The 25,529-nt window shown below is 68.3% G+C and carries 20 protein-coding genes; 13 read left to right on the top strand and 7 right to left on the bottom strand.

All coding sequences use genetic code 11. From position 1 onward, the window contains the following. The first annotated feature begins 403 nt into the window (after positions 1-403). The 9 genes from AC13FN_RS12185 to AC13FN_RS12145 are packed head-to-tail and all read left to right on the top strand — an operon-like array spanning position 404 to position 12,755. The gene (locus tag AC13FN_RS12185; RefSeq protein ID WP_197578544.1) at positions 404-2,035 is read left to right on the top strand and encodes a TldD/PmbA family protein; all 1,632 of its coding nucleotides are present in this window, start codon (positions 404-406) and stop codon (positions 2,033-2,035) included. Between the two features lie 30 nt (positions 2,036-2,065). Next, complete coding sequence (locus AC13FN_RS12180) at positions 2,066-3,700, top strand: TldD/PmbA family protein (RefSeq protein ID WP_482984377.1); 1,635 nt, start codon at positions 2,066-2,068, stop codon at positions 3,698-3,700. 21 nt (positions 3,701-3,721) lie between these two features. Next, the gene (locus AC13FN_RS12175; protein WP_482984378.1) at positions 3,722-5,056 is read left to right on the top strand and encodes a TldD/PmbA family protein; all 1,335 of its coding nucleotides are present in this window, start codon (positions 3,722-3,724) and stop codon (positions 5,054-5,056) included. Further along, entirely contained in the window at positions 5,056-5,763 is a 708-nt protein-coding gene (locus AC13FN_RS12170; protein WP_482984379.1) for a DUF4159 domain-containing protein, read from the top strand. The genes AC13FN_RS12175 and AC13FN_RS12170 overlap by 1 nt, the downstream gene beginning before the upstream one ends. A gap of 16 nt (positions 5,764-5,779) precedes the next feature. Continuing rightward, positions 5,780-6,763 carry an AAA family ATPase gene (locus AC13FN_RS12165; protein ID WP_043400821.1) on the top strand — a complete coding sequence of 328 codons (984 nt, stop codon included), beginning with the start codon at positions 5,780-5,782 and terminating at the stop codon, positions 6,761-6,763. A gap of 7 nt (positions 6,764-6,770) precedes the next feature. Then, positions 6,771-7,667, top strand: a complete 897-nt coding sequence (locus AC13FN_RS12160; RefSeq protein ID WP_054170662.1) for a DUF58 domain-containing protein — start codon at positions 6,771-6,773, stop codon at positions 7,665-7,667. Further along, positions 7,664-8,785 (top strand): BatA domain-containing protein, encoded by a 1,122-nt coding sequence (locus AC13FN_RS12155; RefSeq protein ID WP_482984380.1) that lies wholly within the window; start codon positions 7,664-7,666, stop codon positions 8,783-8,785. The genes AC13FN_RS12160 and AC13FN_RS12155 overlap by 4 nt, the downstream gene beginning before the upstream one ends. Next, entirely contained in the window at positions 8,782-10,950 is a 2,169-nt protein-coding gene (locus AC13FN_RS12150; RefSeq protein ID WP_482984381.1) for a hypothetical protein, read from the top strand. The genes AC13FN_RS12155 and AC13FN_RS12150 overlap by 4 nt, the downstream gene beginning before the upstream one ends. Next, positions 10,947-12,755 carry a hypothetical protein gene (locus AC13FN_RS12145; protein WP_482984382.1) on the top strand — a complete coding sequence of 603 codons (1,809 nt, stop codon included), beginning with the start codon at positions 10,947-10,949 and terminating at the stop codon, positions 12,753-12,755. The genes AC13FN_RS12150 and AC13FN_RS12145 overlap by 4 nt, the downstream gene beginning before the upstream one ends. A 99-nt stretch (positions 12,756-12,854) precedes the next feature. Here AC13FN_RS12145 and AC13FN_RS12140 read toward each other — a convergent pair whose 3' ends face one another. Both AC13FN_RS12140 and AC13FN_RS12135 read right to left on the bottom strand, forming a co-directional pair. After that, a complete protein-coding gene (locus AC13FN_RS12140) occupies positions 12,855-13,529 on the bottom strand; it encodes a hypothetical protein (protein WP_049436208.1) in 675 nt (224 codons plus the stop codon). Positions 13,530-13,568: 39 nt separating this feature from the next. Then, on the bottom strand, positions 13,569-14,087 hold the full coding sequence (locus tag AC13FN_RS12135) for a hypothetical protein (protein WP_482984383.1): 519 nt from the start codon (positions 14,085-14,087) through the stop codon (positions 13,569-13,571). Positions 14,088-14,371: 284 nt separating this feature from the next. On the opposite strand from AC13FN_RS12135, the gene AC13FN_RS12130 reads away from it, so the two are divergent. From AC13FN_RS12130 to AC13FN_RS12115, 4 genes are all read left to right on the top strand, one after another. Continuing rightward, positions 14,372-15,430: a hypothetical protein gene (locus AC13FN_RS12130; RefSeq protein WP_281056014.1), complete on the top strand. Its 1,059-nt coding sequence runs from the start codon at positions 14,372-14,374 to the stop codon at positions 15,428-15,430. A 93-nt stretch (positions 15,431-15,523) separates the two neighbouring features. Continuing rightward, positions 15,524-18,013 carry a DEAD/DEAH box helicase gene (locus AC13FN_RS12125; protein WP_054170654.1) on the top strand — a complete coding sequence of 830 codons (2,490 nt, stop codon included), beginning with the start codon at positions 15,524-15,526 and terminating at the stop codon, positions 18,011-18,013. Then, entirely contained in the window at positions 18,010-19,032 is a 1,023-nt protein-coding gene (locus AC13FN_RS12120) for a ribonuclease H-like domain-containing protein (protein WP_482984384.1), read from the top strand. The genes AC13FN_RS12125 and AC13FN_RS12120 overlap by 4 nt, the downstream gene beginning before the upstream one ends. Positions 19,033-19,098: 66 nt before the next feature. Further along, positions 19,099-19,425 carry an I78 family peptidase inhibitor gene (locus tag AC13FN_RS12115; protein ID WP_049436198.1) on the top strand — a complete coding sequence of 109 codons (327 nt, stop codon included), beginning with the start codon at positions 19,099-19,101 and terminating at the stop codon, positions 19,423-19,425. A 67-nt stretch (positions 19,426-19,492) separates the two neighbouring features. On the opposite strand, the gene AC13FN_RS12110 is transcribed toward AC13FN_RS12115, so the two are convergent. The 5 genes from AC13FN_RS12110 to AC13FN_RS12090 form a co-directional block, all read right to left on the bottom strand. Then, positions 19,493-21,475, bottom strand: a complete 1,983-nt coding sequence (locus AC13FN_RS12110; protein ID WP_049436197.1) for a M56 family metallopeptidase — start codon at positions 21,473-21,475, stop codon at positions 19,493-19,495. Positions 21,476-21,478: 3 nt separating this feature from the next. Continuing rightward, the gene (locus AC13FN_RS12105; protein WP_014035478.1) at positions 21,479-21,865 is read right to left on the bottom strand and encodes a BlaI/MecI/CopY family transcriptional regulator; all 387 of its coding nucleotides are present in this window, start codon (positions 21,863-21,865) and stop codon (positions 21,479-21,481) included. Between the two features lie 108 nt (positions 21,866-21,973). Next, a complete protein-coding gene (locus AC13FN_RS12100; protein ID WP_049436196.1) occupies positions 21,974-22,771 on the bottom strand; it encodes a hypothetical protein in 798 nt (265 codons plus the stop codon). A gap of 3 nt (positions 22,772-22,774) precedes the next feature. After that, positions 22,775-24,190 (bottom strand): XVIPCD domain-containing protein, encoded by a 1,416-nt coding sequence (locus AC13FN_RS12095; RefSeq protein ID WP_049436194.1) that lies wholly within the window; start codon positions 24,188-24,190, stop codon positions 22,775-22,777. A gap of 123 nt (positions 24,191-24,313) precedes the next feature. Next, entirely contained in the window at positions 24,314-25,420 is a 1,107-nt protein-coding gene (locus tag AC13FN_RS12090; protein ID WP_482984385.1) for an SDR family oxidoreductase, read from the bottom strand. Between the last annotated feature and the right edge of the window lie 109 nt (positions 25,421-25,529).

The raw sequence follows: 25,529 nt of genomic DNA, 5'->3' as shown, positions 1-25,529 counted from the left end.
GGTGGGGGCCGCCCGGGGGGCGGCACGGATGAATTCATTCGATATCTGACAGATGTGCCGACCAACGGTCGGCACCCACCAACAGCCACCGGCCAGCTGTCAGAGGTGGGCCGGTGTGGGTGGACAGGACCGTTGGCGCCATGGATGGCGCCATCGAGCCCCCATGGATGGGTTCACGGCCTGTCCTGCCCACCCACACCGCCCCGCCATCCCAGGGAATGCCGCTCTGGCTTTGGCCGTTGCCGTTGCATTAAGCAGGTGCAGGGCTGCAAGCCCTGCCGAAACCCCCACCAACCATGACTGCAGTCACTTGCCCGGACGCGCCGCGCTGGCGAAAGTCGAGGAGTTGACGTGATCGGTCCGGCCCGTTGCCAACCGCACGCAAGCGAGAGAGAGAAACGCTGTGCAACGACGTGAGTTCCTGGCTTTTTCCGGTCTGGGCCTGGCGGGCCTGCTGCTGCCGCATTCCCGTGCCATCGCCGCCGAGCAGCTGCTCGCCCCGGTCGATACCGCCCAGCGCAGACGCCTGGCGGACGTAGCGCTCGCCGCCGCACGCACGGCCAAGGCCAGCTACTGCGATGTGCGCATTGGCCGCTATCTCAACCAGTCGGTCATCACCCGCGAGCACCAGGTCGGCAATGTGACCAACCGCGAATCGTCCGGCGTGGGCGTGCGGGTAATCGCCAACGGGGCCTGGGGCTTCGCTGCCACCCATCAGCAGACCGAGGCCGCCGTGCGCGCCGCGGTCGAGCAGGCGGCGGCAATCGCCCGCGCCAACGCCAGCATCCAGACCCGGCCGGTGCAGCTGGCGCCGACGCCATCGGTGGGTGAGGTCCGCTGGCAGACGCCGGTCCGCAGGAACGCCATGGCGGTGCCGATCCAGGACAAGGTCGAGCTGCTGCTGGCGCTCAACGCCGCCGCGCTGAATGCGGGCGCCGACTACATCAATTCCACCCTGTTCCTGGTCAACGAACAGAAGTACTTCGCCTCCAGCGACGGTTCTTTCATCGACCAGGACATCCATCGCATCTGGCTGCCATTCACCGCCACTGCCATCGACAAGGCCAGCGGCAAGTTCCGCACCCGTGCCGGCCTGTCCTCGCCGATGGGCATGGGCTATGAGTTCCTCGATGGCGATGCGCGCGGCAAGGTGCAGCTGCCCGGTGGCATCACTGCCTATCGCGATTCCTACGACCCGGTCGAGGACGCCATCGCCGCCGCCCGCCACGCGCGCGAAAAGCTCAAGGCGCCCTCGGTGAAGCCCGGCAAGTACGACCTGGTGCTGGACCCGTCCAACCTGTTCCTGACCATCCACGAGAACGTCGGCCACCCGCTGGAGCTGGACCGCGTGCTCGGCTACGAAGCCAACTACGCCGGCACCAGCTTCGCCACGCTGGACAAGCGCGATGCCGGCTTCCGCTGGGGCAGCGACATTGTCACCTTCTTCGCCGACAAGACCCAGCCGGGCAGCCTCGGTGCGGTCGGCTACGACGACGAAGGGGTGAAGACGCAGCGCTGGGACCTGGTGCGCGACGGCATCCTGGTCGACTACCAGGCCACCCGCGATGAAGCCCATATCCTCGGCCGCGATGCGTCGCACGGCTGCAGCTATGCCGACTCCTGGTCCAGCGTGCAGTTCCAGCGCATGGCCAATGTCTCGTTGGCGCCCGGCAAGCAGCCGCTCAGCGTCGAGGACATGATCAAGGACGTGGAGAACGGCATCTACATCCACGGCCGGGGCTCGTATTCGATCGACCAGCAGCGCTACAACGCGCAGTTCGGCGGCCAGTTGTACTACCAGATCAAGGACGGAAAGATCGCCGGCATGGTCGAGGACGCGGCCTACCAGATCCGCACGCCCGAATTCTGGAATGCCTGCACCGCCATCTGCGATGAGCGTGACTTCCGCCTGGGCGGTTCGTTCTTCGACGGCAAGGGCCAGCCCGGCCAGGTCTCGGCGGTCTCGCACGGTTCGTCCACCACCCGCTTCAACGGCATCAACATCATCAACACCGCGCGCAGTCTCGGCGCTTGAGCCACCCATCCTTCGACATGGAGAGCAGCCTTGCAAAGACGTGACTTCCTGGCCCTGACCGGGCTTACCGCGGGCGGGCTGATCGTGCCCTCCTTCTTCGGCAAGGCAATTGCCGCCGAGCAGCTGCAGAGCACGCTGGACCTGGGCCTGAAGAAGCGCCTGGCCGACGCTGCGCTGCAGGCCGCGCGCGCGGCCGGTGCCACCTACTGCGATGTGCGCATCGGCCGCTACCTGCGCCAGTTCGTGATCACCCGCGAAGACAAGGTGCAGAACGTGGTGAACACCGAGTCCACTGGTGTGGGCATCCGCGTGATTGTCAACGGCGCCTGGGGCTTCGCCGCCACCAATGCGCTGGGTACGGCCGATGTGGCCAAGGCCGCGCAGCAGGCTGCAGCGATTGCCAAGGCCAATGCCGGCGTGCAGACCGCACCGGTGCAGCTGGCCAAGGCGCCGGGCGTGGGCGAGGTGAGCTGGCGCACGCCGATCCGCAAGAATGCGATGGAAGTGCCGATCAAGGACAAAGTCGGCCTGCTGCTGGACGTCAACGCCGCGGCGATGGGCGCCGGTGCCAGCTTCGTCAACTCGATGCTGTTCCTGGTCAACGAGCAGAAGTACTTCGCCTCCACCGATGGTTCCTACATCGACCAGGACGTGCACCGCATCTGGGCCCCGATGACGATCACCGCCATCGACAAGTCCAGCGGCAAGTTCCGTACCCGCGAAGGCCTGTCCTCGCCGATGGGCCTGGGCTACGAGTATCTGGACGGTGCGGCTGCCGGCAGGGTGGTCAGCCCGAATGGCGTGGTCAACTACAGCTCTTCCTACAACATGAAGGAAGACGCCATCGCCGCCGCCAAGCAGGCGCAAGAAAAGCTGAAGGCACCGTCGGTGAAGCCGGGCAAGTACGATCTGGTGCTCGACCCGTCGCACACCTGGCTGACCATCCATGAGTCGATCGGCCACCCGCTGGAGCTGGACCGTGTGCTCGGTTACGAAGCCAACTATGCCGGTACCAGCTTCGCCACCCTGGACAAGCGCGAACAGCATTTCCAGTACGGCAGCGAGTTGGTCAACATCTTCGCCGACAAGACCCAGCCGGGCAGCCTCGGCGCGGTGGCGTACGACGATGAAGGCGTGAAGTGCAAGCGCTGGGACCTGATCAGCAATGGCAAGCTGGTGGATTACCAGACCATCCGCGACCAGGCGCACATCCTCGGCAAGACCGAGTCCGACGGCTGCTGCTACGCCGACTCGTGGTCCAGCGTGCAGTTCCAGCGCATGGCCAACGTGTCGATGGCACCGGGCAAGAAGCCGCTGAGCGTGCCGGACCTGATCAAGGACGTGGAGAACGGCATCTACATCATCGGTGATGGTTCGTTCTCGATCGACCAGCAGCGCTACAACGCGCAGTTCGGCGGCCAGCTGTTCTACGAGATCAAGAACGGCCAGATCACCCGCATGCTGGAAGACGTGGCCTACCAGATCCGCACGCCGGAGTTCTGGAATGCCTGCACCGCCGTGGCCGACGAGCGTGACTACCGCCTGGGCGGTTCGTTCTTCGACGGCAAGGGCCAGCCGGGCCAGGTCTCGGCGGTCTCGCACGGTTCGTCCACCGCGCGCTTCAACGGCATCAACGTCATCAACACCGCACGCAGCCTCGGCTGACCGGTCAGGAGCCCTTACACCATGAGTATCTTCACCGAAGCCCAGGCCAAGGCCATCCTCGACAAGGTCATCGCCCTGTCCAAGGCCGACGAGTGCACCGCCGTGCTGGCCGGCGCGATCAGCGGCAACATTCGTTTCGCGCTGAACAATGTCTCCACCAGTGGCATCGTCGACAACACCGAGCTGGCGGTCACCGTCGCCTTCGGCAAGCGCGTCGGCACGGCCTCGATCAACGAGTTCGACGACGCCGCGCTGGAACGCGTGGTGCGCCGTGCCGAGGACCTGGCCCGGCTGGCGCCGGAGAACCCGGAGTTCATGCCGGCCATCGGCAAGCAGAGCTACCGCGCCAGCCCGACGTTCAGCGAGTCCACCGCTGCCATCGATCCGGCCTTCCGCGCCAAGGTCGCCGCCGATTCGATCGCTCCTTGCCGTGGCCACGGCCTGATCGCCGCCGGCTTCCTCGAAGACGGCCAGGGCTTCCAGGCCACCGCCAACAGCAACGGCAACTTCGCCTACCAGCGCACCACCAACTTCGATTACACCTGCACCGTGCGTACCGAAGATGGCCGTGGTTCGGGCTGGGTCGGCCGCAACCTGAAGGATGCGGCGGACTTCAAGGCCGACCAGGACATCCGCATCGCCATGCGCAAGGCCACCGAATCGGCCGAAGCCAAGGCGCTGGAACCGGGCAAGTACACGGTGATCCTGGAGCCCGCCGCGGCCGCCGGCCTGATCAGCTTCATGATGAACTTCTTCAGCGCACGCTCGGCCGATGAAGGCCGCAGCTTCCTGTCGAAGAAGGGCGGTGGCAACAAGCTGGGCGAGCAGGTCTACGACCCGCGCGTGACCATGATCGCCGACCCGTGGCATCCGGACGCACCGGTGCTGCCGTGGGATGGCGAAGGCATGCCGCGCGAGCGCATGCCCATCATCGAGAACGGCAAGATCGCCAACCTGGACTACTCGCGCTTCTGGGCGCAGAAGCAGGGCAAGACCGCCAAGGCAACACCGGGCAACCTGCTGATGAGCGGTGGCGACAAGAGCACCGCCGAACTGGTGCGCGGCACCCAGAAGGGCATCCTGGTCACCCGTACCTGGTACATCCGCATGGTCGATCCGCAGACCGTGCTGCTGACCGGCCTCACCCGCGACGGCACCTTCTACATCGAGAACGGCCAGATCAAGCACCCGGTGAAGAACTTCCGCTTCAACGAATCGCCGGTGATCATGCTCAACAACATCGAAGAGCTGGGCAAGCCGGTGCGCGTGGCCGGTGATGAATCCAGCTACGTGATGATGATCCCGCCGATGAAGCTGCGCGATTTCACCTTCACCTCGCTGTCCGACGCGGTCTGATGGATCGCCGGGCCTGCCTGCGCTGGTTGGCCGCTGCCGCTTCGGCGGCGGCGCTGTCGGCCTTCGCGCAGGCAGGCCCGCGCAGTTCGCGCTACGACTTCTGGTTCACCCGCCTGCAGTACGACTCCGGCGACTGGGACGTGGACGCGCGCATGCCGTCCAACCTGATCACCTCGCTGATCGACTACACCTCGCTGCGCGTGGACCCGCAGGAACACGTGGTAGCGCTGGCCGACCCGCGCATGCTGGAAGCGCCGTTCTGCTACCTGGCCGGGCACACGCTGGTGGAGTTCAACGCCGCCGAGCGACAGAACTTCGTGCGCTATGTGCGTAATGGCGGCTTCGTCTTCGTCGACGACTGCAACCACGATATCGACGGCCTGTTCGCCACCTCGTTCGAAGCGCAGATGGGTCGCCTGTTTGGTCCCAAAGCACTGCAGAAACTGCCCAACAGCCACCCGCTGTACCGCAGTTTCTTCCGTTTCCCCGACGGCCCGCCCGCCACCAGCTTCGAGCTCAACGGCTGGGGCGACGACCTGGTGCACGACTACCTGAAGGGCATCGAGGTCGACGGCCGCCTGGGCCTGCTCTACAGCAACAAGGACTATGGCTGCGAGTGGGACTACGACTGGCGCAACAAGCGCTTCCTGGCCGAGGACAACACCCGCTTCGGCGTCAACATCGTGATGTACGCGTTGAACAATTGATAGGACCTGCACGCCCATGACCTCCCCCGACCTCGATTCCCTGCTGCCGCGCCTGCACGATCTGCGCGCTGCGCTCGCACGCGCCGTGGTGGGCCAGAACACCGTGGTCGAGCAGCTGCTGATCGGCCTGCTGGCCGGCGGCCACTGCCTGCTGGAAGGTGCGCCCGGGCTCGGCAAGACCCTGCTGGTGCGCTCGCTCGGCCAGGCACTGGAGCTGCAGTTCCGGCGCGTGCAGTTCACCCCGGATCTGATGCCCAGCGACATCCTCGGCACCGAGCTGCTGGAGGAAGACCACGGTACGGGCCATCGCCATTTCCGCTTCCAGCAGGGCCCCATCTTCACCAACCTGCTACTGGCCGACGAGCTCAACCGTACCCCGCCCAAGACCCAGGCCGCACTACTGGAAGCCATGCAGGAACGCACGGTCAGCTACGCCGGCACCACCTACGCATTGCCCGCGCCGTTCTTCGTGCTGGCCACGCAGAACCCGATCGAGCAGGCCGGCACCTACCCGCTGCCGGAAGCACAGCTGGATCGTTTTCTGCTGCACGTTCTGGTGGATTACCCCAGCGAAGACGAAGAACGGCAGATCCTGGAACAGACTACCGGCGGCACCACCGACGCGGTACCGAAGGTGATGGACGCCGAGGCGGTGATCGCGCTGCAGGCTGCGGTACGCCAGGTGCATGTCAGCCCTGATGTGCTGGCCTGGATCACCCGCCTGGTGCGCGCCAGCCGCCCCGGCGACGGCGCACCGGCGGCCATCAACCAATGGGTGAAGTGGGGCGCCGGCCCGCGCGCCGGGCAATCGCTGGTGCTGGCGGCGAAAGCACGCGCACTGCTGCAGGGCCGGTTCGCCGCCACCCGCGAGGATGTGCAGGCGCTTGCCGCGCCGGTGATGCGCCATCGCCTGCTGCTGTCGTTCGCCGCCGAGGCCGAGCAGAAGCGTGCCGACGACGTGGTCGCTGCGCTGCTGCAGGCCGTGCCGTTCCCGGGTTGATCCTCGCGTGAACGCCGGTACCCCGCTGACGTTGCCACCGGAACTGCGTGCGCGCCTGCGCATGCTGCGGTTGCGGCCGCGCCTGGCCAGCGGGGCGAGCGGCATTGGCCAGCACGCCAGCCGCAGCCGCGGTGCCGGTCTCGAATTCGCCCAGTACCGAGCCTACGAGCCCGGGGACGAACTGCGCCAGATCGACTGGAAGCTGTATGCCCGCTCGGACCGCTTCTTCGTGCGCGAATCCGAACGCGAAAGCCCGATCACGGTCTGGCTGCTGCTCGACGCCACCGCTTCGGCCAACCAGGTGGATCGCGCGGCACCGCGGCGCACGCGCCTGGACCACATGCGCGGGGTGGCCGCCTGCGCGGTTGAACTGGCCCTGCAACAGGGCGACCGCTTTGGCCTGCTGGCAATCAATGGCGATGGACTGCAACTTGTGCCCGCGGCGAACGGCGCACGCCAGCGGGATCGCGTGCACCTGCAGCTGCATGCCCTGCAGGCGCGCGGCGCCTGGCCTGCTGCTGATCGCCTTCGGCCGCTGTGGGAGCGCGTTCGCCCGGGGGATCTGCTGCTGGCGATCGGCGACGGCTTCGACGACGCCGGCATCGTGTTGCTGGAACAGCTGGCCGGCGCACGCCGCGAAGTGGCACTGTTGCAGATCCTCACCGCCGACGAGCGCGACTTCCCGTTCGATGCCGGCCATCGCTTCCGCGACCCGGAAACCGGCGAGGAACTGCTGGGCGATGGTGCGGCGATCCGCGCTGACTACCTGCAGCGCTTCGCCGACGCACGCAGCGCGTTGCAGTCGCGCCTGCAGGCCAGCGGCATCGCCAGTGCCACCGGCTGGCTCGACCAGCCGCTGGATCAACCACTGCAGGCGCTGTTCGGGCGTGGGGGCGGTGCATGATCCTGCTGTTCCCGTTGGGCCTGGCCGCGCTCGCCGCAGGGCTGTTGCCGTTGTTGATTCATCTGGCCCGGCGCCATCCGTATACGCCGCTGGATTTCGCCGCGCTGCGCTGGCTGCGTGCACAGATCCGGCCGCGCCAGCGCATCCGCTTCAATGACTGGCCGTTGCTGCTGGTGCGGCTGTTACTACTGGTAGCCTTGGCGCTGTTGCTGGCGCGGCCCGCGCTGACCGGCCCGGTGGCGCCCCCCGCTGCATGGACCGTGGTAGCGCCGGAACTGGATGCTACGGCACTGCGTGGAACGGCCAAGGATGGCAACTGGCACTGGCTGGCACCCGGCTTCCCTGCCATCGATCACGCACCACCGGCATCCAGCGCATCCCTGCCCAGCCTGTTGCGCGAACTGGACGCGCAGCTGCCCGCGGGCACCGCGTTGACCGTGCACGTTCCCGATCCCCTGCCCGGCCTGGATGGCGCCCGCCTGCAGCTGTCGCGCGATGTGCAATGGCACACGCAGCCGATGCCGTTCACACCGCCGCAGACTGCAGCGGCACTGCCGCAGCTGCGCGTGCACGGCGAGGCATCCGCCACTGCCCAGCACTGGTTGAACGCACTGCAGCGCGCGTGGGGCGTGCAGGCACCGCTCGCTCCGCTGTCGGCGGATGCCCTGCCCGAACGCGGCGAGATCGGCGTGTGGAGCCGCAGCGATGCACTGCCGGCGAACTGGCAGGCGTGGCTGCGCGACGGCGGTCATGTAGTGACCGCCGGCAAGCCTGCTGCCAGCGCCAGCGTCCTGCTGCGCGACGCCGAGGGCGTACCGCTGCTGTGGCAGCAACGCATCGGCCACGGCTATCTGCTGTCGCTGCCGGGCGACTGGAATACCGCCAGCAACGCCGCGCTGCGAGATCCGCGCCTGCCACGTGCCCTGCTGCTGGCGCTGCAGCCGCCCACAGCCCCGCGCCTGGGCGATGCACGTGACCACGCACCGCACCGGGCCGCATTGCCTGCTTCAATACCGCCGCTGCGAGAGCCGACGCCTTGGCTGCTGCTGGCCATCGTGCTGCTGTTCGCGCTGGAACGCTGGATGGCCAGCAGCGCCCGGCGCAGGGTGGGCGCATGAATGCCCTGCAACACGCCTGGCAACGTGCGCGCCGCCGCCGTGCGCTCATCACCCTTCTGCTGGGCCTGCCGTGGGCGCTGGCCGCAACGGTACTGGCGCTGCGCCTGGCGGGCTTCGATGTCGCCTGCGTGGTTGGCACGGTCAGTCTGCTCGCCTGCGCGGCCTTCGCCACGGCACGTGCCCGCCAGCTGGACCGGCAATGGCTGCAGCGCCAGCTCGATGGCAGCGGTGCCAGCGAGGACAGCGCCGACCTGCTGTTCGCCGACGCCGCCACACTCAATCCGCTGCAGCAGCGCCAGCGTGCGCATGTGCTGGCCACGCTGGAACGCGCGATGCCGGAGCTGCGTCCACGCTGGCCGCGTGGGGCATTGGCGTTGTGCTGGATCGCAGGCCTGGCCATCGTTGTACTGGCAGTCGGCTGGCCACGTTCCAGCCCCCTCTCCGCGCCAGCCCGTACGGCGGCACCTGGCAGCACGGCCGCCGCGGGCCCACTGCACCTGCAGTCCACCCGCCTGCGCATCGACGCGCCGGCCTATACCGGCCAGGCCACGCTTACCCAGAATGCGCTGGACGCCAAGGTCGCCGCCGACAGCCGGCTGTCCTGGTCGCTGCGCTTCGACCGTGCACCGGACAAGGCATGGCTGCAGTTCCACGATGGTCGCCGGTTGCCGCTGAGCGAGCACGAAGGACAGTGGCAGGCGCAGGATGTGGCACGCGCGCCGGTGCTGTACCGCGTGGTGAGCGAACCGGCACTGGCAGAGACCCGCCTGCATCGGCTGGATGTGGTGGCCGACCGCGCACCCAGCGTGCGCGTACTGGAGCCCACGGCCAGCCTGGTGCTGGGCACGCCGGGGCAACGACAGTGGGCACTGCGCTTCGAGGCCAGCGACGATTACGGTGTCGCGGCGCAGGCAACGCTGTCGATCACCACCACCCAGGGCAGCGGGGAGAACATCACCTTCGTGAAGCGCAGCATCACGCTTGCCGGCAGCGGCGAAGCCACCGCGCGACGTTTCACCCATACCCTGGATCTGGCTGCGCTGGGCGCGCAGCCCGGCAACGATGTGATCGCCCAGTTGGAAGTGCGCGACAACCATGCACCCACGCCGCAGACCGGGCGCAGCAGCAGCGTGATCCTGCGCCTGCCCAGCGCCGAAGTCGCGCTTGGTGCAGAGCTTGAGGGCCGCATCAAGAAGACCCTGCCTGCGTACTTCCGTAGCCAGCGGCAGATCATCATCGATGCCGAAGCCCTGATCCGGCAGCGACGCGGCCTGGCCGCCGAGGACTTCGTGAAGCGCAGCGATGCGATCGGTGTCGACCAGCGCATCCTGCGCCTGCGCTACGGCCAGTTCCTGGGCGAGGAAAGCGAGGGTGCGCCGAAGCGACCGCCGACCAGCGACCTGCCCACCAGCGATACGCCGGCCGCCGACGATCACGATCACGATCACGACCACGACCATGGCGCCGATGCCGGCGCGCACGATGCGCATGGCCATGATCACGGCGGCAAGCCGGCCAATGCCGATACGCCACCGGTATTCGGCAGCGACACCGACGTGCTCTCCGAGTATGGCCACACCCATGACCACGCCGAAGCGGCGACCCTGCTCGATCCGCAGACCCGCGCCACGTTGAAGGCCGCGCTGGACCAGATGTGGTCGGCCGAAGGCGAGCTGCGCCAGGGGCGTCCGGAACAGGCATTGCCCTTCGCCTACAAGGCGCTGGGCTTCATCAAGCAGGTACAGCAGGCCGAACGCATTTATCTGGCCCGGGTCGGGCCGGAGTTGCCACCGATCGATGAAGGCCGTCGCCTCAGCGGTGATCGCGCCGGACTGGCCAGTCGTGAACTGCCGTTGGCCGCGCGCACGCCGCCGGATCCGGCCATTGTTGAAGCCTGGCAACGCCTCGGCGATGACAACGGCGCACCGGATCTCGATGCGCTCGCGACCTGGCAGCAACGCAACGCCGCCTACCTGCCCGATGCACTGGATCTGGCCGCCGCCATCGAGCAGCTGCGCATCGAGCCCGGTTGCCACGACTGCCGCCTGCGCCTGCGCGCACAGCTGTGGCGGGCGCTGCAACGTCCGCTGCCGCAGGCGATGCGGCGCAGTGCGGCCGATGCGATGGGCCAGCGCTACCTCGATGCGCTGGAGGCGCAGCCATGACCCCCTCCAGCCCGAACCTGTGGATTGCGCTGGCACTTGCTGTGGTAGTGGTCATCGCCAGCGTGCGCCAGCTACGCGGAAGCAAAACGCACCCAGGCCGCCGCTGGATCGGCATCGCGCTGCAGATCGCCGCTGCCATGCTGCTGTATTTCTGCCTGGTACCTCCGACGCATCAGCGATCCGCCGCTGGCCTGGTCGTGCTCGGCGCCGAGGCCGACAAGGCGGGTGCACTGCCAGCCAGCGAAGGCCCACTGTTGCTGTTGCCCGAAGCTGCCGATGTGCCCAGCGCACAGCGCGTTCCCGATCTGGCCACCGCGCTGCGCCAGCATCCAGCCTCCACGCTGACGCTGGTCGGTGCGGGCCTGGCCGCACGGGACCGCGACGCGGTGCTGCCGCTGGATGTACGTTGGCAGGCCGCACCTGAGACGCGCGGCTGGATCGCGCTGCAACCACCGGCCGATGTGGCCCCCGGTGCACGCTTCGAAGTACTGGCCCAGGCGCGTGGCGCGGCAAAGGCGAAAGCAGAACTGCTCGACCCGGCCGACAGCGTGGTCGATCGCACGGACGTTGCCGACGACGGCCGCGTGCAGCTGAGCGGCATCGCCCGCGCCGAAGGCCGCAGCGTGTTCAAGCTGCGCCTGCTCGATGCCGACGGCCATGTGCTGGACAGCGTCCCGGTGCCGCAGCAGACCCTGCCGGCCGCACCGTCGCGCCTTTTGGTACGCGCCAGTGCGCCAGGCCCAGAGTTGAAGTACCTGCGCCGCTGGGCGGCCGATGCCGGCATCCGTGTGCAGGCGCAGGCGGATACCGGGGCCGGACTCAGTGTCGGCGATGGCGCGGTGTCTATCGATGCAGCATCACTCACGCGCAGCGATCTGCTGCTGCTGGACGAACGCAGCCTGGCAGCATTGAGTGCGGGCCAGCTGGCCGCCGTGCGCCAGGCGCTGCGCGATGGACTGGGCGTGCTGGTCCGCAGCGCGGGCGCACCTTCGGGCAGTGCGCGCCAGCGTCTCCGCGATCTGGGCCTGCCCGTGCAGGGCGATGGCAGCAGCCGCACCCTCGAACTTCCCGGCGATGGCGAGAGCGCGATCCTCGCCGCACGCCGTGGCCCGCTCGCCGCTGGCACGTTGCCGACCGGCTACGGCGAAGAGGCCGACCGCAGCTCGCACGGTGCCGCCCTGCCAGCGCTGGAGACACTGACGCTGCAGGCGCCGGGCAGCAGCACGCTGCTGCACGATCGTGCCGGCAATGCCATCGGTGGCTGGCGCGCGGTTGGCAGGGGCCGCATCGGCCTGCTGCCGCTGACCGACAGCTGGCGCTGGGTGCTGGCCGGGCGCGATGACCGCCATGGCGAACTCTGGAGCAGCGTGGTGGCCACGCTGGCGCGCGCACAGAGCAGCGATGATGCGCTGTGGTCACCGCAGCCGATCAGCTGGGCAGGCGAACGGCAGGCGCTGTGTGGCGTGCGAGCGCCGCTGCAGGTCTTCAACAAACGTGGTGACGCTGTACCCCTGATCGTCGATGGCGCGACATCGGCGCTGCGCTGCGCCGGCTGGTGGCCCCGTGAGGCAGGCTGGCAGCGCCTGCAGCATGGCGACAGCGTTGTCTGGCGCTATGTGTTCGACCCGAAGGATGCACCGACGCTGCATCGGCAGGCGATGATCGATGCGACCACGCAGGCGTTGGCTGCCAGCACGCCTGCAGACGCGTCGGTGATGCAACCCGTGCCGGGCTCGCGCTGGCCGTGGTGGCTGGCGTTCGTGTTGTGCGCATCGCTGCTGTGGTGGCTGGAGCGACGGCGCTGACCGCATCGATTGGACCGAGGAGAGCATCCACGCATGGCGTGGATCTACTGGCCGGTTGCCCTGATGGATGCCAACCTTGGTTGGCGCCTTTCCACGGGGTCAGCGCTTGCCCGCGCGCCGGTACACACCGTTGAAACGCACGTTCATGCCACCGCATTCGCTGTTGTCGGCCACGATCAGTACCTCACCCAGCGAATGCACTCGCACCCTGCAGGTGTCCTCGACGAATTCCACATCAGCACCACGCGGCGTCGCCCGCGCTTCCACCTGGCCCATGTTCGGCCCGTAGGGACGCTGTTCCGGCGTGGGGTTGGCTGAGGGCCAATAGGCGTCACCCTCCACATGCAGTTGCCCGCCCTGCACGCGGATCTTCAGGCCGTTGTCGCCATCCTTCCACTCGCCCGCCCAATCCTGCAGCGCTGGCACCACCACCGGCAACGCCTGCAGCTTGCTGCGGTCGACCCACCCGGCACTGCCGCCCACCTTGTTCGGGAAGAACGCGCAGCGGTAGTGGCCGAGATCACGCCCGGTCACCACGGTATCGCCATTGACCACATAGCTGCGCTGGCGGCAGGCCGGTTCGCCTTTCGCCGGGCAGCCGTCCATGTCACCCAGCAGGTACAGACGGGGCGCATCGATCACCCGTGCCAGGGCGAACCGGCTCTGTTCGGAGGGAAACGCGCCATTGCGGCAGGCGCCATCATCGGCAATGCCATCCGCAAAGGCGGAGACCGGCAGCAATGCGGCCAACAGGCAGATCGAACGCAGGAACATGGCAGCCCTACCGGTGGGGAGCCGGCAGGATATACCGGCCTACTTCACCGGCGGTGCATCACCGGCATCCTGCTTCTGGGAGAACCGCAGCGCACGCTGCTGCTGTTCGGCACTGAGCTCCGGCGGTGGCCGCGCCACGGCGGCCTGGATCTGCGCAGGTCCGCCGGTGAGTTTGTTGATCCCCTTGGCCGCCGCCATCACCCCCTTGACCACGCCCATCATGATGTAGCCACCGCCCATGCTGACCTGCTCCGGCGATGGCGGTTCGCTCCAGTCGCGGCTGAAGCGGTTGTCGCCGAACTTCACAGGATTCTTGAAGCGGTACAGGTCCAGCGGTTCGTCGTCGGGCTTGAGCGCACGCACTTCGCCCAGGGTGGTGACATTGTCCTGCGGCAGGGTGGTGGAGATCAGTGCGGTAGGTGCTGCCGGGGCATCAGCAGGGGGAGCGGGCACAGGATCGGACACCGCTACCGGCGCTGCCTGCTGCGCCTGCGCGATGCCCGCCAGCAACAGGCTGGCCAGCAGTATTCCCTGCGTTCCACGTCGTGCCACAGCCATCCGCCCTGTTGGTTGCGTCCAGTGAACAAGGATACGGATGCGGGCTTCAGATTTCGTTGGCATCGGCGGGGGCATTCAGGGTGTGTCACGCATCATCGCTGCGCGGACTGGGCGCCGAAGTTTGCAACGAACTTCATTCCCCTCGGGGCGCGGGGACGGCATCCTGCGATTTTCCCGGTAAGGCCCTCCTTGATGACAGCTCCCTCCACACGCCCGCCGCGTCGGCCAGTCGCCTGCTGATGTCGCGCGCGGCAGTACTGGTTGGTCTGGCGGTCGTGTGCCTGATGGTCATCGCGACCGCAGCCGAATGGACATCGCGTGTCCGCGCCGGCATCGCCTCGCTGCGCCGGAGCAGCACGCTGCGGACGCTGGGCGCGGACGAACACATGGCACTGGCACCGGTGCGCGCGTTGACCGGCTGCGACCACGACGACCAGGTAAAGCGGCTGCATGGCGCCTTCACCGGTGGGGCGTGGCGGAACAGCTTCCCGGTCGGTGACGGCTTCCTGGGTGGCATTCCCGTGCTGGTGCCAAGACAGGCATGGCCCTACCTCTCGGAAGACAATGAAGCTGACGTGGTACTGGGTGATCACGTGGCCATGGTGGTGCGTCTCAATGGCTTCACCATCGCTGCTGCACGGCCCGATGCAGCCACCAGCCGCGTCTGTGGCGAGCGCCTGGAGACACCCGAAGAAATCTCGATGCGACGGGGTCCCGGCCTGCGCCCGTCCCCGCTGCTGATTGCCGCACTGGCGCTGTGGGCCGCCACCGGCGTCCCGGGCCTGCTCGCCATGCCGTTGCTCGCCATCGCCGGTCTTGCGGCCTGGCTGGGCTTCCCTCGCCGCAACGGCCCTGCGACAGCGCAGCGCGTGCTGCAGGTCCGCGGGCGCCTGCGCGCGTACCAGCGTACTGCCCAGACATCACGGGTGTGGTTGCTGGGCAATGACCGGCGTGTGCAGCTTCCAGAGAATTGGGAGCACGCTGCGGCATTCTCCCGCGGGCGCTCGATGCTGCTGGATGTGCGCGCCTGTGACGGCGCAGTGCTGGGCGCTGGCACGGCGTGGTGCCTGGCCAGCGACCGACGGCGCTATCCGCCCACGGGAGGGTTCTGGCAACTGGCGTGGCTGGGCCTGCTGTTGTGCGTGCTGGTCTTCGGCGCCGCCTGGATGCCGGTGTCGCAGCGCCTGGAGCTGGGCTGGCCGCTTGCGTCTGGCTGGCGGGCGGCGGCATTGCTGGCGTTGGGCTGGCACGCGGTGCGGTTTGTGATCTGCATGGTGCAGTTCCACCGCCGCAACGAGGCGCTTGACGCGGACATCGCGCAGCGTCCGGACCCGTGGCACTGAACGGTTCACGCCCTTCGCGCGCGATGTCTCACATCCTGAGACGTGGATGTGGTGCCATGTGACCCCTCGCAATCCGTACTGGCTCCATCTTCCATGGCCTACGAACTCGCCAAGCGCACCGCCGATGCCGAGCAGAAGCTCGCTACCCGCGACGGCCTGCCCGCGCGCGACGGCGCCCTGCTCAGTGCGCGCCTGCAGCGCCGCTACCAGGACCGCATCACCGGCAGCTTTGCCATTCCGGGCCGCGAAGGCCGCTATGCCCCCATTCCCGATTCGGTTCCGCCGGCCCTGGCCGCCGCGCTGAAGGCACGTGGCATCGATCAGCTCTACAGCCACCAGGCCGAGGCTTGGGAGGCCAGCCAGCGCGGCGAGCACGTGGCCATCGTCACCCCTACCGCCAGCGGCAAGTCGCTGTGCTACACCCTGCCGGTGGTCAGCGCGGCCATGCAGGACAAGGCCAAGGCGCTGTACCTGTTCCCGACCAAGGCCCTGGCCCAGGACCAGGTGGCCGAACTGCTGGAACTCAACCGCGCTGGCGATCTGGGGGTGAAGGCCTTCACCTTCGATGGCGACACCCCGGGCGATGCGCGCCAGGCGATCCGCCTGCACGGCGACATCGTGGTCTCCAACCCGGACATGCTGCACCAGGCCATCCTGCCGCATCACACCAAGTGGGCACAGTTCTTCGAGAACCTGCGCTACATCGTCATCGACGAGGTACACACCTACCGCGGCGTGTTCGGCAGCCACGTCACCAACGTGCTGCGCCGGCTCAAGCGCATCTGCGCGTTCTACGGGGTGCAACCGCAGTTCATCCTGTGCTCGGCCACCATCGGCAACCCGCAGGCGCATTCCGAAGCGCTGATCGAGGCACCGGTTACCGCCATCACCGAATCCGGCGCGCCCAGCGGCCCCAAGCAGGTGCTGCTGTGGAACCCGCCGGTGATCAATCCGGACCTGGGCCTGCGCGCCTCGGCGCGATCGCAGAGCAACCGCATCGCGCGCATCGCGATCAAGTCCGGGCTGAAGACCCTGGTGTTCGCGCAGACACGCCTGATGGTGGAAGTGCTGACCAAGTACCTGAAGGACATTTTCGACCACGATCCGCGCAAGCCGCCGCGCATCCGCGCCTACCGTGGCGGCTACCTGCCCACCGAGCGCCGCGAGACCGAGCGCGCGATGCGTGCCGGCAACATCGACGGCATCGTCAGCACTTCGGCGCTGGAACTGGGCGTGGATATCGGCAGCCTGGACGTGGTCATCCTCAACGGCTACCCCGGCAGCGTGGCCGCCACCTGGCAGCGCTTCGGCCGCGCCGGTCGTCGCCAGCAGCCCGCGCTGGGGGTGATGGTGGCCAGTTCGCAGCCGCTGGACCAGTACGTGGTGCGGCATCCGGACTTCTTCGCCGAGGCCTCGCCCGAGCACGCGCGCATCGCGCCGGACCAGCCACTGATCCTGTTCGACCATATCCGCTGCGCAGCGTTCGAACTGCCGTTCCGGGTCGGCGACGGCTTCGGCCCGATCGATCCGGAAGTGTTCCTGGAAGCGCTGGCCGAAACCGAAGTCATCCATCGCGAAGGCGAGCGCTGGGAATGGATCGCCGACAGCTATCCGGCCAACGCGGTCAGCCTGCGCGCCGTGGCAGACGGCAACTTCGTGGTGGTCGACCGCAGCGATGGCCGCCAGCAGATCATCGCCGAGGTCGACTATTCCGCAGCTGCGCTTACCTTGTATGAAGGCGCCATCCACATGGTGCAGTCCACGCCCTACCAGGTGGAGACGCTGGACTGGGACGGCCGCAAGGCCTACGTCACCCGCACCCACGTGGACTACTACACCGACAGCATTGACTTCACCAAGCTCAAAGTGCTGGACCGCTTCGATGGTGGCGTGGCCGGCCGCGGCGATTCGCACCATGGCGAAGTGCACGTGGTACGCCGCGTGGCCGGCTACAAGAAGATCCGCTACTACACGCACGAGAATATCGGCTACGGCCCGGTCAACCTGCCCGACCAGGAACTGCACACCACCGCGGTGTGGTGGCAGCTGCCGCAGGCGCTGCTGCTGCGCGCGTTCGCCAGCAAGCAGGATGCGCTGGACGGCTTCCTCGGTGCGGCGTATGCGCTGCACATCGTCGCCACCGTGGCGGTGATGGCCGATGCGCGCGACCTGCAGAAGTCGGTGGGTAACGGCGATGGTTCCTGGTTCGCGATCGCCGACCAGAGCGGCCGTGGCCAGCTGCGTGGCAGCGAGGGTGATCCCGGTGTGGTGGAGCTGCTGCAGGAATTCGTGCCCACCGTGTACCTGTACGACAACTTCCCCGGTGGCGTCGGTCTCAGCGAGCCGTTGTGGCAGCGCCAGGCCGAACTGGTGCAGCGCGCGCGCGAACTGGTGCAGCGCTGCGACTGCAAGGCCGGCTGCCCGGCCTGTGTCGGCCCGGTGCTGGCTGCTCAGGAAGAGGATGACACCTCGCCGCGCGCGCTGGCACTGCGCGTGCTCGACCTGTTCGATGCCGAAGCGTGCCAGCACGTACCGGATGTGGCGGTGACCCCGCGCGAGCCGATGGAGCTGCTGGCGCCGTGAGCCTGAGCCTGGACAAGCTGCGCCTGCTGCGCAGGCAGGCCGGCGACCCGAAGGCGAGCACGCCGCCCGCGCCCGAGCCAGCACCCGCCACGCCGGCCCCGGTGGCCGCCAACGATGCACGTCAGCCAGCAGCCGAGCGTTCGGTGTTCGCCTGGGTCGAGCAGGAGATCCGCCACAAGCCCACTGGCGCGGCGGCACCTGCCACGGCGCCGCCCGCGCTGCGTCGGCCCGAGGTGGGCAGCCTGCATCGCCTGCTCGGCCTGCGCACGCGCGGCGGTGCCACGCCGGCGCGTGCCAGCGCGCAGGATCGGCAGCTGCCCGGCGAAGAGATCGCACCGGGCCTGTTCCTGATCGAATCGCTGCAGCCGCAGACGATCCCGGCACAACCGCTGTCGCTGGATTTCGCCCGTCGCGACGGCGAGCACGTGGCCGCGCGCGACCTGCTGTTCTTCGATACCGAAACCACCGGCCTGGCCGGCGGCACCGGCACCCGCGCCTTCATGATCGGCGCTGCGGACTGGCATGTGTGCCCACAGCGTGGCGAAGGCCTGCGCATCCGCCAGCTGCTGATGGCCACGATGGCCGCCGAGGACGCGATGCTGGCCACTTTCGCCGGCTGGCTGCAACCGTCCACCGTGTTCTGCAGCTACAACGGCCGCAGCTACGATGCGCCACTGCTGAAGGCACGCTATCGACTGGCCCGCCAGCGTTGCCCGATCACCGCACTGGATCACGTCGACCTGCTCTACCCCACCCGCCGCCGCTATCGCGGCACGTGGGAGAACTGCAAGCTGTCCACCATCGAACGCCAGCTGCTGCGCGTGGTGCGCGAGGACGACCTGCCGGGCTCGGAAGCCCCGGGCGCATGGCTGCGTTTCCTGCGTGGCGGCGATGCGGTGAACCTGCGGCGGGTCGCCGACCACAATCACCAGGACGTGGTGACGCTGGCCCTGCTGCTGCAGCGGCTGGTGCGCGAGGAACAGCGCGAGCGCGAGACGCTGGCATTGGTCGGGCAGTAAGCGTTGACGCGGCCTGACGGTGGCAGCGGTGACACTGCCGCCACCATCCATGCCTGGAGCCCGACGATGCGCCTCAATCCCCTGGCCCTGCTCGCCATCCTGCCCTTGGCCGCCTGCAGTCACGCTGGCAGCAGCACCTCCCACGATCCCGCGCCGACGCCGACGCCGGCGCCCGTGGCCGATACCGCGCACGAATGCAAGCCGGAGGCGCTGGACGCCTTCACCGGCAAGACCGCCGACGAAGCCACGATCAAGAAGCTGGTGGCTGACAGCGGCGCGCGCGGTGCACGGGTGGTCAAGCCCGGCATGGCGGTGACCATGGACTTCCGCCAGGACCGCGTGACCGTGCAGGTGGATGCGCAGAACCGCATCGAGCGAGCCAGCTGCGGTTGATCGACCCAGGGTAGTGCCGGCTGCTGGCCGGCACCCCACATTGCCGGCCTGCGGCCGGCACTACCGATCAGAGTTGCTCGGCCTTGCCGCTGGCCAGTGCGCGCGCGATCACCTGCTGTGCCTGCTGCGATGCCTGCGCATGCACGCGTGCCTGGCGCTCACCCAGCGCGGCCTGCTGGCTGCCCAGTGCCGCCTGGCGGCTGGCCAGTTCAGACTGCTGGCTGGCCAGACGCTGCATCTCACGGGTGCGGCCGGACTGCGCGGCCTCGCTGCGGGCTTCCTGTATCGCACGACGTGCCTCGGCGGCGGCCTCGCGCGCAGCCTCACGCGCAACGGCCATATCGCGGGTTGCACCGCGTGCGACATTCGCCGCTTCCGCAGCTGCCTCACGGTTGATGTCGTGGGCGGCCATCGCGCTGCGCGCTGCCTCGGCGGCGGCCAGTGCGATGCGGCGTGACTCCTCGCCCTGCAGACGCCCCATCTCACCCATCTGCTTGCCGAGTTCGCCCTGCTGGCGACCCAGCGCACTCTGCTGGCGGCCCAGTTCGCTCTGCTGACGACCCAGGTCTGCGGCGCCGCTGTAGGCACGCTGCAAGGTCTGGATCAGCATCGGGTCGCGCACCACATAGCGCTTGTCGCCCTGGCGGAACCACAGCGCCGGGCCCTTGCCGAGCTGCCTGCGGGCCACCGTAACGTCGTCGATGCCACCGTTGGCGAAGGTCGAATCACCATCGACCAGCACGTAGGCCTCCCGGGGCGACTTGCCCAGATCGAGGCGACCGTAGGTGGTGATGGACGTGGTGGTTGACGTCGTGCCGTCATGGTCTTCATCCATGCCAGCGGCATCGTCGACGTAGGCTACGTCGGCATCGTCAGGACCGGACGGTTCTTCCACATTGGCCGGTTCGGCGGGCGGCGCCGGCGCCACCGGCACGGCCGGCACACGCGCGGACAACGGGGGTGCAGGCGGAGCCTTCGGCGGCGGCGGCACCACAGCCTTCGGCGCAGCCGGCGGCGCGGGCGGTGCCGGCGGCACCGGCGCTGCGACCAGTCGCATCGGCGCCACGCCCACCACCACCACCACGGCAGTCAGCGCCATCGCCAGGATGCGCGGGCAGGCCCGGCGCGGCTGCAGCGAGAGCAGGCGGCGCTTGAGGCTGGTGGTGTTCGGCGCGGCACTGGCCACGCCCAGGTGCGGCTGCGGTGCCACGCCCAGCTGCAGCAGCAGGCGGCCATAAGCCTGGCGGCTGGCACCGTACTGGCCGACCACGGCCGCATCCACCGCTTCCTCGCGGGCCTGTGCGTATTCGCGCACCGACAGGCGCAGCAGCGGGTGGAAGAAGAACAGATGCTGGGCCAGTGCGGGCAGCAGGCCCCACTGCAGGTCACGCCGCTGCAGGTGCTGCAGTTCGTGGGTCAGTGCCAGGTCCAGCGCATCGCCCTGCAGGGCATTGTCGCCGGCCGGCAGCAGCAGCACCGGGCGGAACGGCCCGACCAGCTGCGGTGCGTCCACCTGCGTGCTCATCCACAGCCGCGGTGCAGGGCGCACGCCGTGTGCGTCGGAGGCCAACTGCAGGGCCTGCACCAGCGCTTCGTCCTCGCAGGGATAGGCCGCGGCCAGCAGCGCCCGGCAGCGGCGCCACTCACCGAAGGTGCGCAGGGCCATCAGCAACACGCCGGACAGCCACAGCGCTGCCAGTGCGACCGCCCACCACGCAACCGCCGGCACGTCCGCTGCAGGCGTCGGCATCGTCGCCAGCAGCTGCGCCGAGGCTTCCGGCGCCAGCGGGTAGACCAGATCAGCGGCAACGTCGGTGGCGGTCATCGCCACCGCCTGCGGGGCCGGCAGCCAGGCCAACTGCAACGGCTGGCTCCAGAACAGGCCGAGCACGGCCTGCAGCGAGACCAGCCACCACAGGCGGCAGCGGGTGGCCGCAGACAGCGACGGCAGCGCGCGGCACACGCCGTACACCAGGGCCACCAGCAGCACGGTCTGCAGGCTGGTCCAGCCCAGCCGTTCCAACATCGGGATCAGCATCGTGGTGTCCATGGCTCAGCCCTCGTGGCGACGCGATTGGAGTTGGGCGACCAGCGCTTCCAGCTCGGCCAGCTCGTTGTCGCTGACCTGCTGGCGCTGCGACAGGTAGGCCACGAACGGCGACACCGAGCCCTGCAGGGTGTTGTCGACGAACTGGGCCACGGCACCCTGCAGCACGCTCTCCGGGCCACGGGTGGCCTGGTAGCGGTAGACGCCGTCCTGCTGCTGGCGCTGAAGATACCCCTTCGCCCGCAGCCGCTCCATCATCGTCAGCACAGTGGAACGGGCGAGTCCACGGGCCTCGCCATAACCACTGGCGACCTCGCCGACCGTGGCCGGCGCATGTTCATCGATGTACTGCAGCAGGGCCAGTTCCTGGTCCCCGATCGTCTTGCCACGCATGACACCACTCCCTTGACTACACGTGTCGTCACTTTCTGCGTGACGACAATTGTAGTCAACCCCCCGGAAGTCATGGGCCGACGAACGGTAGGGGGATGAGCTACGGCCTCAGCGCCCGATCACGAACGGATCGCCCTTGCACGGCAGCAACGGCCGGTCATCGCAGGGCCACAGCGTTGCGGGAACGGTCCTGGCCACCTCGAAGTGATCCTGGTTCCAGCGCAGGAAACCGCCGTGGATGGCATTGCCATGGTCGAAGCTGCGCGCATCGGCGGCCAGTGGCTGTTCGGGATCGACCTCGGCCGCCCAACGCAGCACCGGCACCTTGTCCAGCTGCCCGATGAAGGCGAACAGATCGCCCGCGCCCTTGCTCTGATAGGCCGCCATCGCCGCCGCGTCGGGCAGCTCGGCCTGCGCCAGCAACGATGCGGTGACATCCTGCAGCGGTGCCGCTCCCTGTGCGATGTAGGCGCGCATGCCCGTGGTGGTTGCCGGACAGTCCTGCAGCTGCACCAGATACCCGGTGGTTCCGCCACTGCCGGAGAACGACCGTATCCAGTAGCGGAAACGCGGCCCGCTGCGATCAGTGACCATGAAATCCTGCTGGCCACCCTGCGCGGGAATGGAAAGCACCTGCACGTCGCTGGCGCCCTCCACGTTGCACTTCAACTTCGCCAGCACCTGCCTGGCCGGTTCCGGCAGTGCTTCGTAGCGGCCGCCGGGGTAGGCGCTGCCAGAGGCTTCCGGCAATGCGGGCAATCCACGATCAGAAGGCAGGAACTGCGCTGGTTGAACGGGTTGGGTCGTGGGCGCTGCCGGCGCGACGCGCTCCCCGGCAGGCGCACAGGCGCTGCATGCCAGCAGCAGCATCAACGAAACGCTCGGCATCAGGTGTGATCGGATCATCGCTCAACGCCCTCCCATCGCCGGCGCTTCCTGCGGTTGTGCAGGCGCGGGGGTGGATGCAGCCTGTTCGCGCGATTGCTGCTGCAGCTGGCGCAGGCTGGATTCCACTGCAGTCTCGCGCACCTCGGCCGCATTGACCCCTGCGCGCAGCGCTGCAGGATCGCCCGGGCTGCCCTGGACCAGGAACAGTGTCTCGCCCGCCGTGCGGCCGGCGCTGGGATTGCTGGCCACGATCTGGTCGACCCGGGTGATGCCCGCGGCCTTCGCTTCGCGCAGCATCACCAGACTGTAGTCGTCGGCATGCTCGGCGTAGCGTCCGCCCAAGGCCTGCAGGCGCGTGCTGATCTGCTGCTGCAGGGCATGATCGCGATGCTGCGGCTGACGGGGGTCGTCGTTGGCCGCGAGCGGCACGTCCTGCCCCAGCTCGCGCAGCTGGCCGGGTGCAACCGAGGTCAGCACGTACTGCCATCGGTTCTGCCCAGGCGTGCCGCGCACCGTCGACACGAAGTCGTCGTACTCGCCGCCGCCGATGGTCTGGCAGCCGGCCGAATCGGTGTTGGAGCGGCTGCCGCGATGGATCTTGAAGGTGTCGTTGAGGTCCTGCACGCCCTGGGTATCGCGCGCATCGAACCAGCCGTCGCCGTTGCTGTCGCGCTCCACCTGGCCGGCACCCGCCGTGATCGCGTCCTGCGAGGGACGCAGCGCGAACTCATCGGGATGGCCGTTGCGCGGATGGGTGGTCGCGCGCATCTCGGTGGTGCCTTCGCCCAGGCGCCCGAGGTCCTTGACCCGGTCACCGTTGACATCCTCACCCTCGGTCTTGGTGCGCGGCGCCACGTCGCCGAACCCCGGGCTGCGCGGCGTAGTCTTGGCATGACCGTCGTACTGGGCGGTCGGCTCGGTCGTGGCCTGGTTGAACTCGCGCACATGACCATGGCCCTGCGCATCCTTCCACAGCACTACGATGCGATCGTCATAGACGCCACGCCCACGTGCCTCGGTGGTGCGGTTCTCGTCGCGCAGTCCCAGCACCACGCGGTCCTGCGTTGCCATCGCGTCATTCGCCGCGGTGTTGCCGCGCTGGGCCACGATGCTGCCGTACACGTCGTACTGCTGGGCCTGGCTCAGGCCTGCGGTCTCAGCCGCATCGGGCATCCGTGGTGGACGCGCCGCGTTGCCCAGACGGTCCAGCATCGGGTTCACCGTGGCCGCATCTGCTGCGGCAACACCTCCGCTGCGCCGCAACGCCTCAAGCTCGGTGGCGGCGCGCGCCGACACGTAGCGGTCCAGCGCTTCCTGCACCACCGCGGTCTGGCCGTTGTGCAGGGCGTCCAGGCGGGCGGCAGCACCGCGCGCGTCGTTCTGCCGCAACAGGGCAGCGACTTCATCGGCCGCTGCATTGATATCCAGTTCGGGCATGGTCGGTCCTTGAACGTGATCGGCGTGGGGGTCCAGCCTACTCCAGCGCGCCTGCCGGGCCTTTGACACCTGCCACACGGCCGCGCGAAGCCTCGTTCAGGAGGCTCCGCACAGCCCGGCGGTTCAGCCCCGCGGCCCGCCCATCACCGGCAGGATCACTCCGCTGATGTAACTGGCACAGACCGGCGAAGCCAGGAACACATAGGCGGGCGACAGTTCTTCGGGCTGTGCGGGCCGGCCCATGTCACTGTCCTTGCCGAATTCAGCGACTTCCTGCGCCGCCTTGTCGGCCGGGTTCAACGGCGTCCACACCGGCCCCGGCGCCACGCAGTTGACCCGGATGCCACGTGGCAGCAGCTGGCTGGCCAGTGCCATGGTGAACGCATGGATCGCGCCCTTGGTGGCCGAATAGTCAATCAGCGCCTTGCTGCCGAAAATACCGGTTTCCGAACCGGTGTTGATGATGCTGGCACCCTCGCCCAGGTGCGGTAGCACCGCGCGCGCCATCTGGATGTAACCGCCGATGTTGGTCTGCAGGGTTTCCTGCAGATGCGCGTCTTCCAGGTCTTCCAGCCGCTCGCAATGCAGCTGGAACGCGGCGTTGTTGACCAGGATGTCGATGCCGCCGAACGCCTTGGCCACCTGCTTGACCGCCTTGTTGCAGAAGCGCGGATCACGCACATCACCGGCGATCACCACGCAGCGGCCGCCTTCGCGCTCCACGTGCTGGCGGGTGATGTCCGCGTCCTCGGCCTCGTCCAGGTGCAGTACCGCCACATCGGCGCCTTCGCGGGCGAACAGTACTGCCACCGCATGGCCGATACCAGAATCGCCACCGGTGATGATCGCGCGCATGCCCTGCAGCTTGCCGCTGCCGGCGTAGTCCGGTGCAAGGAAACGCGGGGCCAGCTCCAGTTCGTGTTCATGCCCAGGCTTGGCCAGCTGCTGCGCCGGCATCGCCTCCGGTTGCCGGCGCGCACCGGCCTGGGTCGCGGTCTTCTTCGTTGCTTTTTTTGCCGCGCGCACGTCCTTGGCCTTTTCCTGGTCCTGCAGGCGTCGCTGCCGGGCCGCGACGCGCGCTGCGCGTGGATCGCTGGCGGCCGCCTTGCGGGTGGCGGTCTTCACCACGCGCGGGCGATCGGGGGCGGCGACAGTCTTGCTTGCGGTGCTGCCTTTGCGCACCTTGGGCGAGGCTTTGCGGCGGACGGGGGCTTTCTTGGTACTGGCCATGCAGGTCTCCTCGGGAGGGAAAGGGGCTGCCGGCCAGCGGCCGGCACTACCGGGGGCGGCGCACGCCGCTCCTGCAGTGTCTCCACCTATGCTGTTGGCAGCAGTGAGC

The organism is Stenotrophomonas sp. 115C5 (genome assembly GCF_056861055.1).
This window is presented reverse-complemented; position numbering and strand designations above follow the sequence as displayed.

What these genes read in the sequence shown, in the direction of transcription:
- AC13FN_RS12175 (WP_482984378.1), top strand. Translation starts at nt 3,722, where the DNA reads ATGAGTATCTTCACCGAAGCCCAGGCCAAGGCCATCCTCGACAAGGTC.
- AC13FN_RS12170 (WP_482984379.1), top strand. Translation starts at nt 5,056, where the DNA reads ATGGATCGCCGGGCCTGCCTGCGCTGGTTGGCCGCTGCCGCTTCGGCG.
- AC13FN_RS12165 (WP_043400821.1), top strand. Translation starts at nt 5,780, where the DNA reads ATGACCTCCCCCGACCTCGATTCCCTGCTGCCGCGCCTGCACGATCTG.
- AC13FN_RS12155 (WP_482984380.1), top strand. Translation starts at nt 7,664, where the DNA reads ATGATCCTGCTGTTCCCGTTGGGCCTGGCCGCGCTCGCCGCAGGGCTG.
- AC13FN_RS12150 (WP_482984381.1), top strand. Translation starts at nt 8,782, where the DNA reads ATGAATGCCCTGCAACACGCCTGGCAACGTGCGCGCCGCCGCCGTGCG.
- AC13FN_RS12145 (WP_482984382.1), top strand. Translation starts at nt 10,947, where the DNA reads ATGACCCCCTCCAGCCCGAACCTGTGGATTGCGCTGGCACTTGCTGTG.
- AC13FN_RS12140 (WP_049436208.1), bottom strand. Translation starts at nt 13,529, where the DNA reads ATGTTCCTGCGTTCGATCTGCCTGTTGGCCGCATTGCTGCCGGTCTCC.
- AC13FN_RS12135 (WP_482984383.1), bottom strand. Translation starts at nt 14,087, where the DNA reads ATGGCTGTGGCACGACGTGGAACGCAGGGAATACTGCTGGCCAGCCTG.
- AC13FN_RS12130 (WP_281056014.1), top strand. Translation starts at nt 14,372, where the DNA reads ATGGTCATCGCGACCGCAGCCGAATGGACATCGCGTGTCCGCGCCGGC.
- AC13FN_RS12125 (WP_054170654.1), top strand. Translation starts at nt 15,524, where the DNA reads ATGGCCTACGAACTCGCCAAGCGCACCGCCGATGCCGAGCAGAAGCTC.
- AC13FN_RS12115 (WP_049436198.1), top strand. Translation starts at nt 19,099, where the DNA reads ATGCGCCTCAATCCCCTGGCCCTGCTCGCCATCCTGCCCTTGGCCGCC.
- AC13FN_RS12110 (WP_049436197.1), bottom strand. Translation starts at nt 21,475, where the DNA reads ATGGACACCACGATGCTGATCCCGATGTTGGAACGGCTGGGCTGGACC.
- AC13FN_RS12105 (WP_014035478.1), bottom strand. Translation starts at nt 21,865, where the DNA reads ATGCGTGGCAAGACGATCGGGGACCAGGAACTGGCCCTGCTGCAGTAC.
- AC13FN_RS12100 (WP_049436196.1), bottom strand. Translation starts at nt 22,771, where the DNA reads ATGATCCGATCACACCTGATGCCGAGCGTTTCGTTGATGCTGCTGCTG.
- AC13FN_RS12095 (WP_049436194.1), bottom strand. Translation starts at nt 24,190, where the DNA reads ATGCCCGAACTGGATATCAATGCAGCGGCCGATGAAGTCGCTGCCCTG.
- AC13FN_RS12090 (WP_482984385.1), bottom strand. Translation starts at nt 25,420, where the DNA reads ATGGCCAGTACCAAGAAAGCCCCCGTCCGCCGCAAAGCCTCGCCCAAG.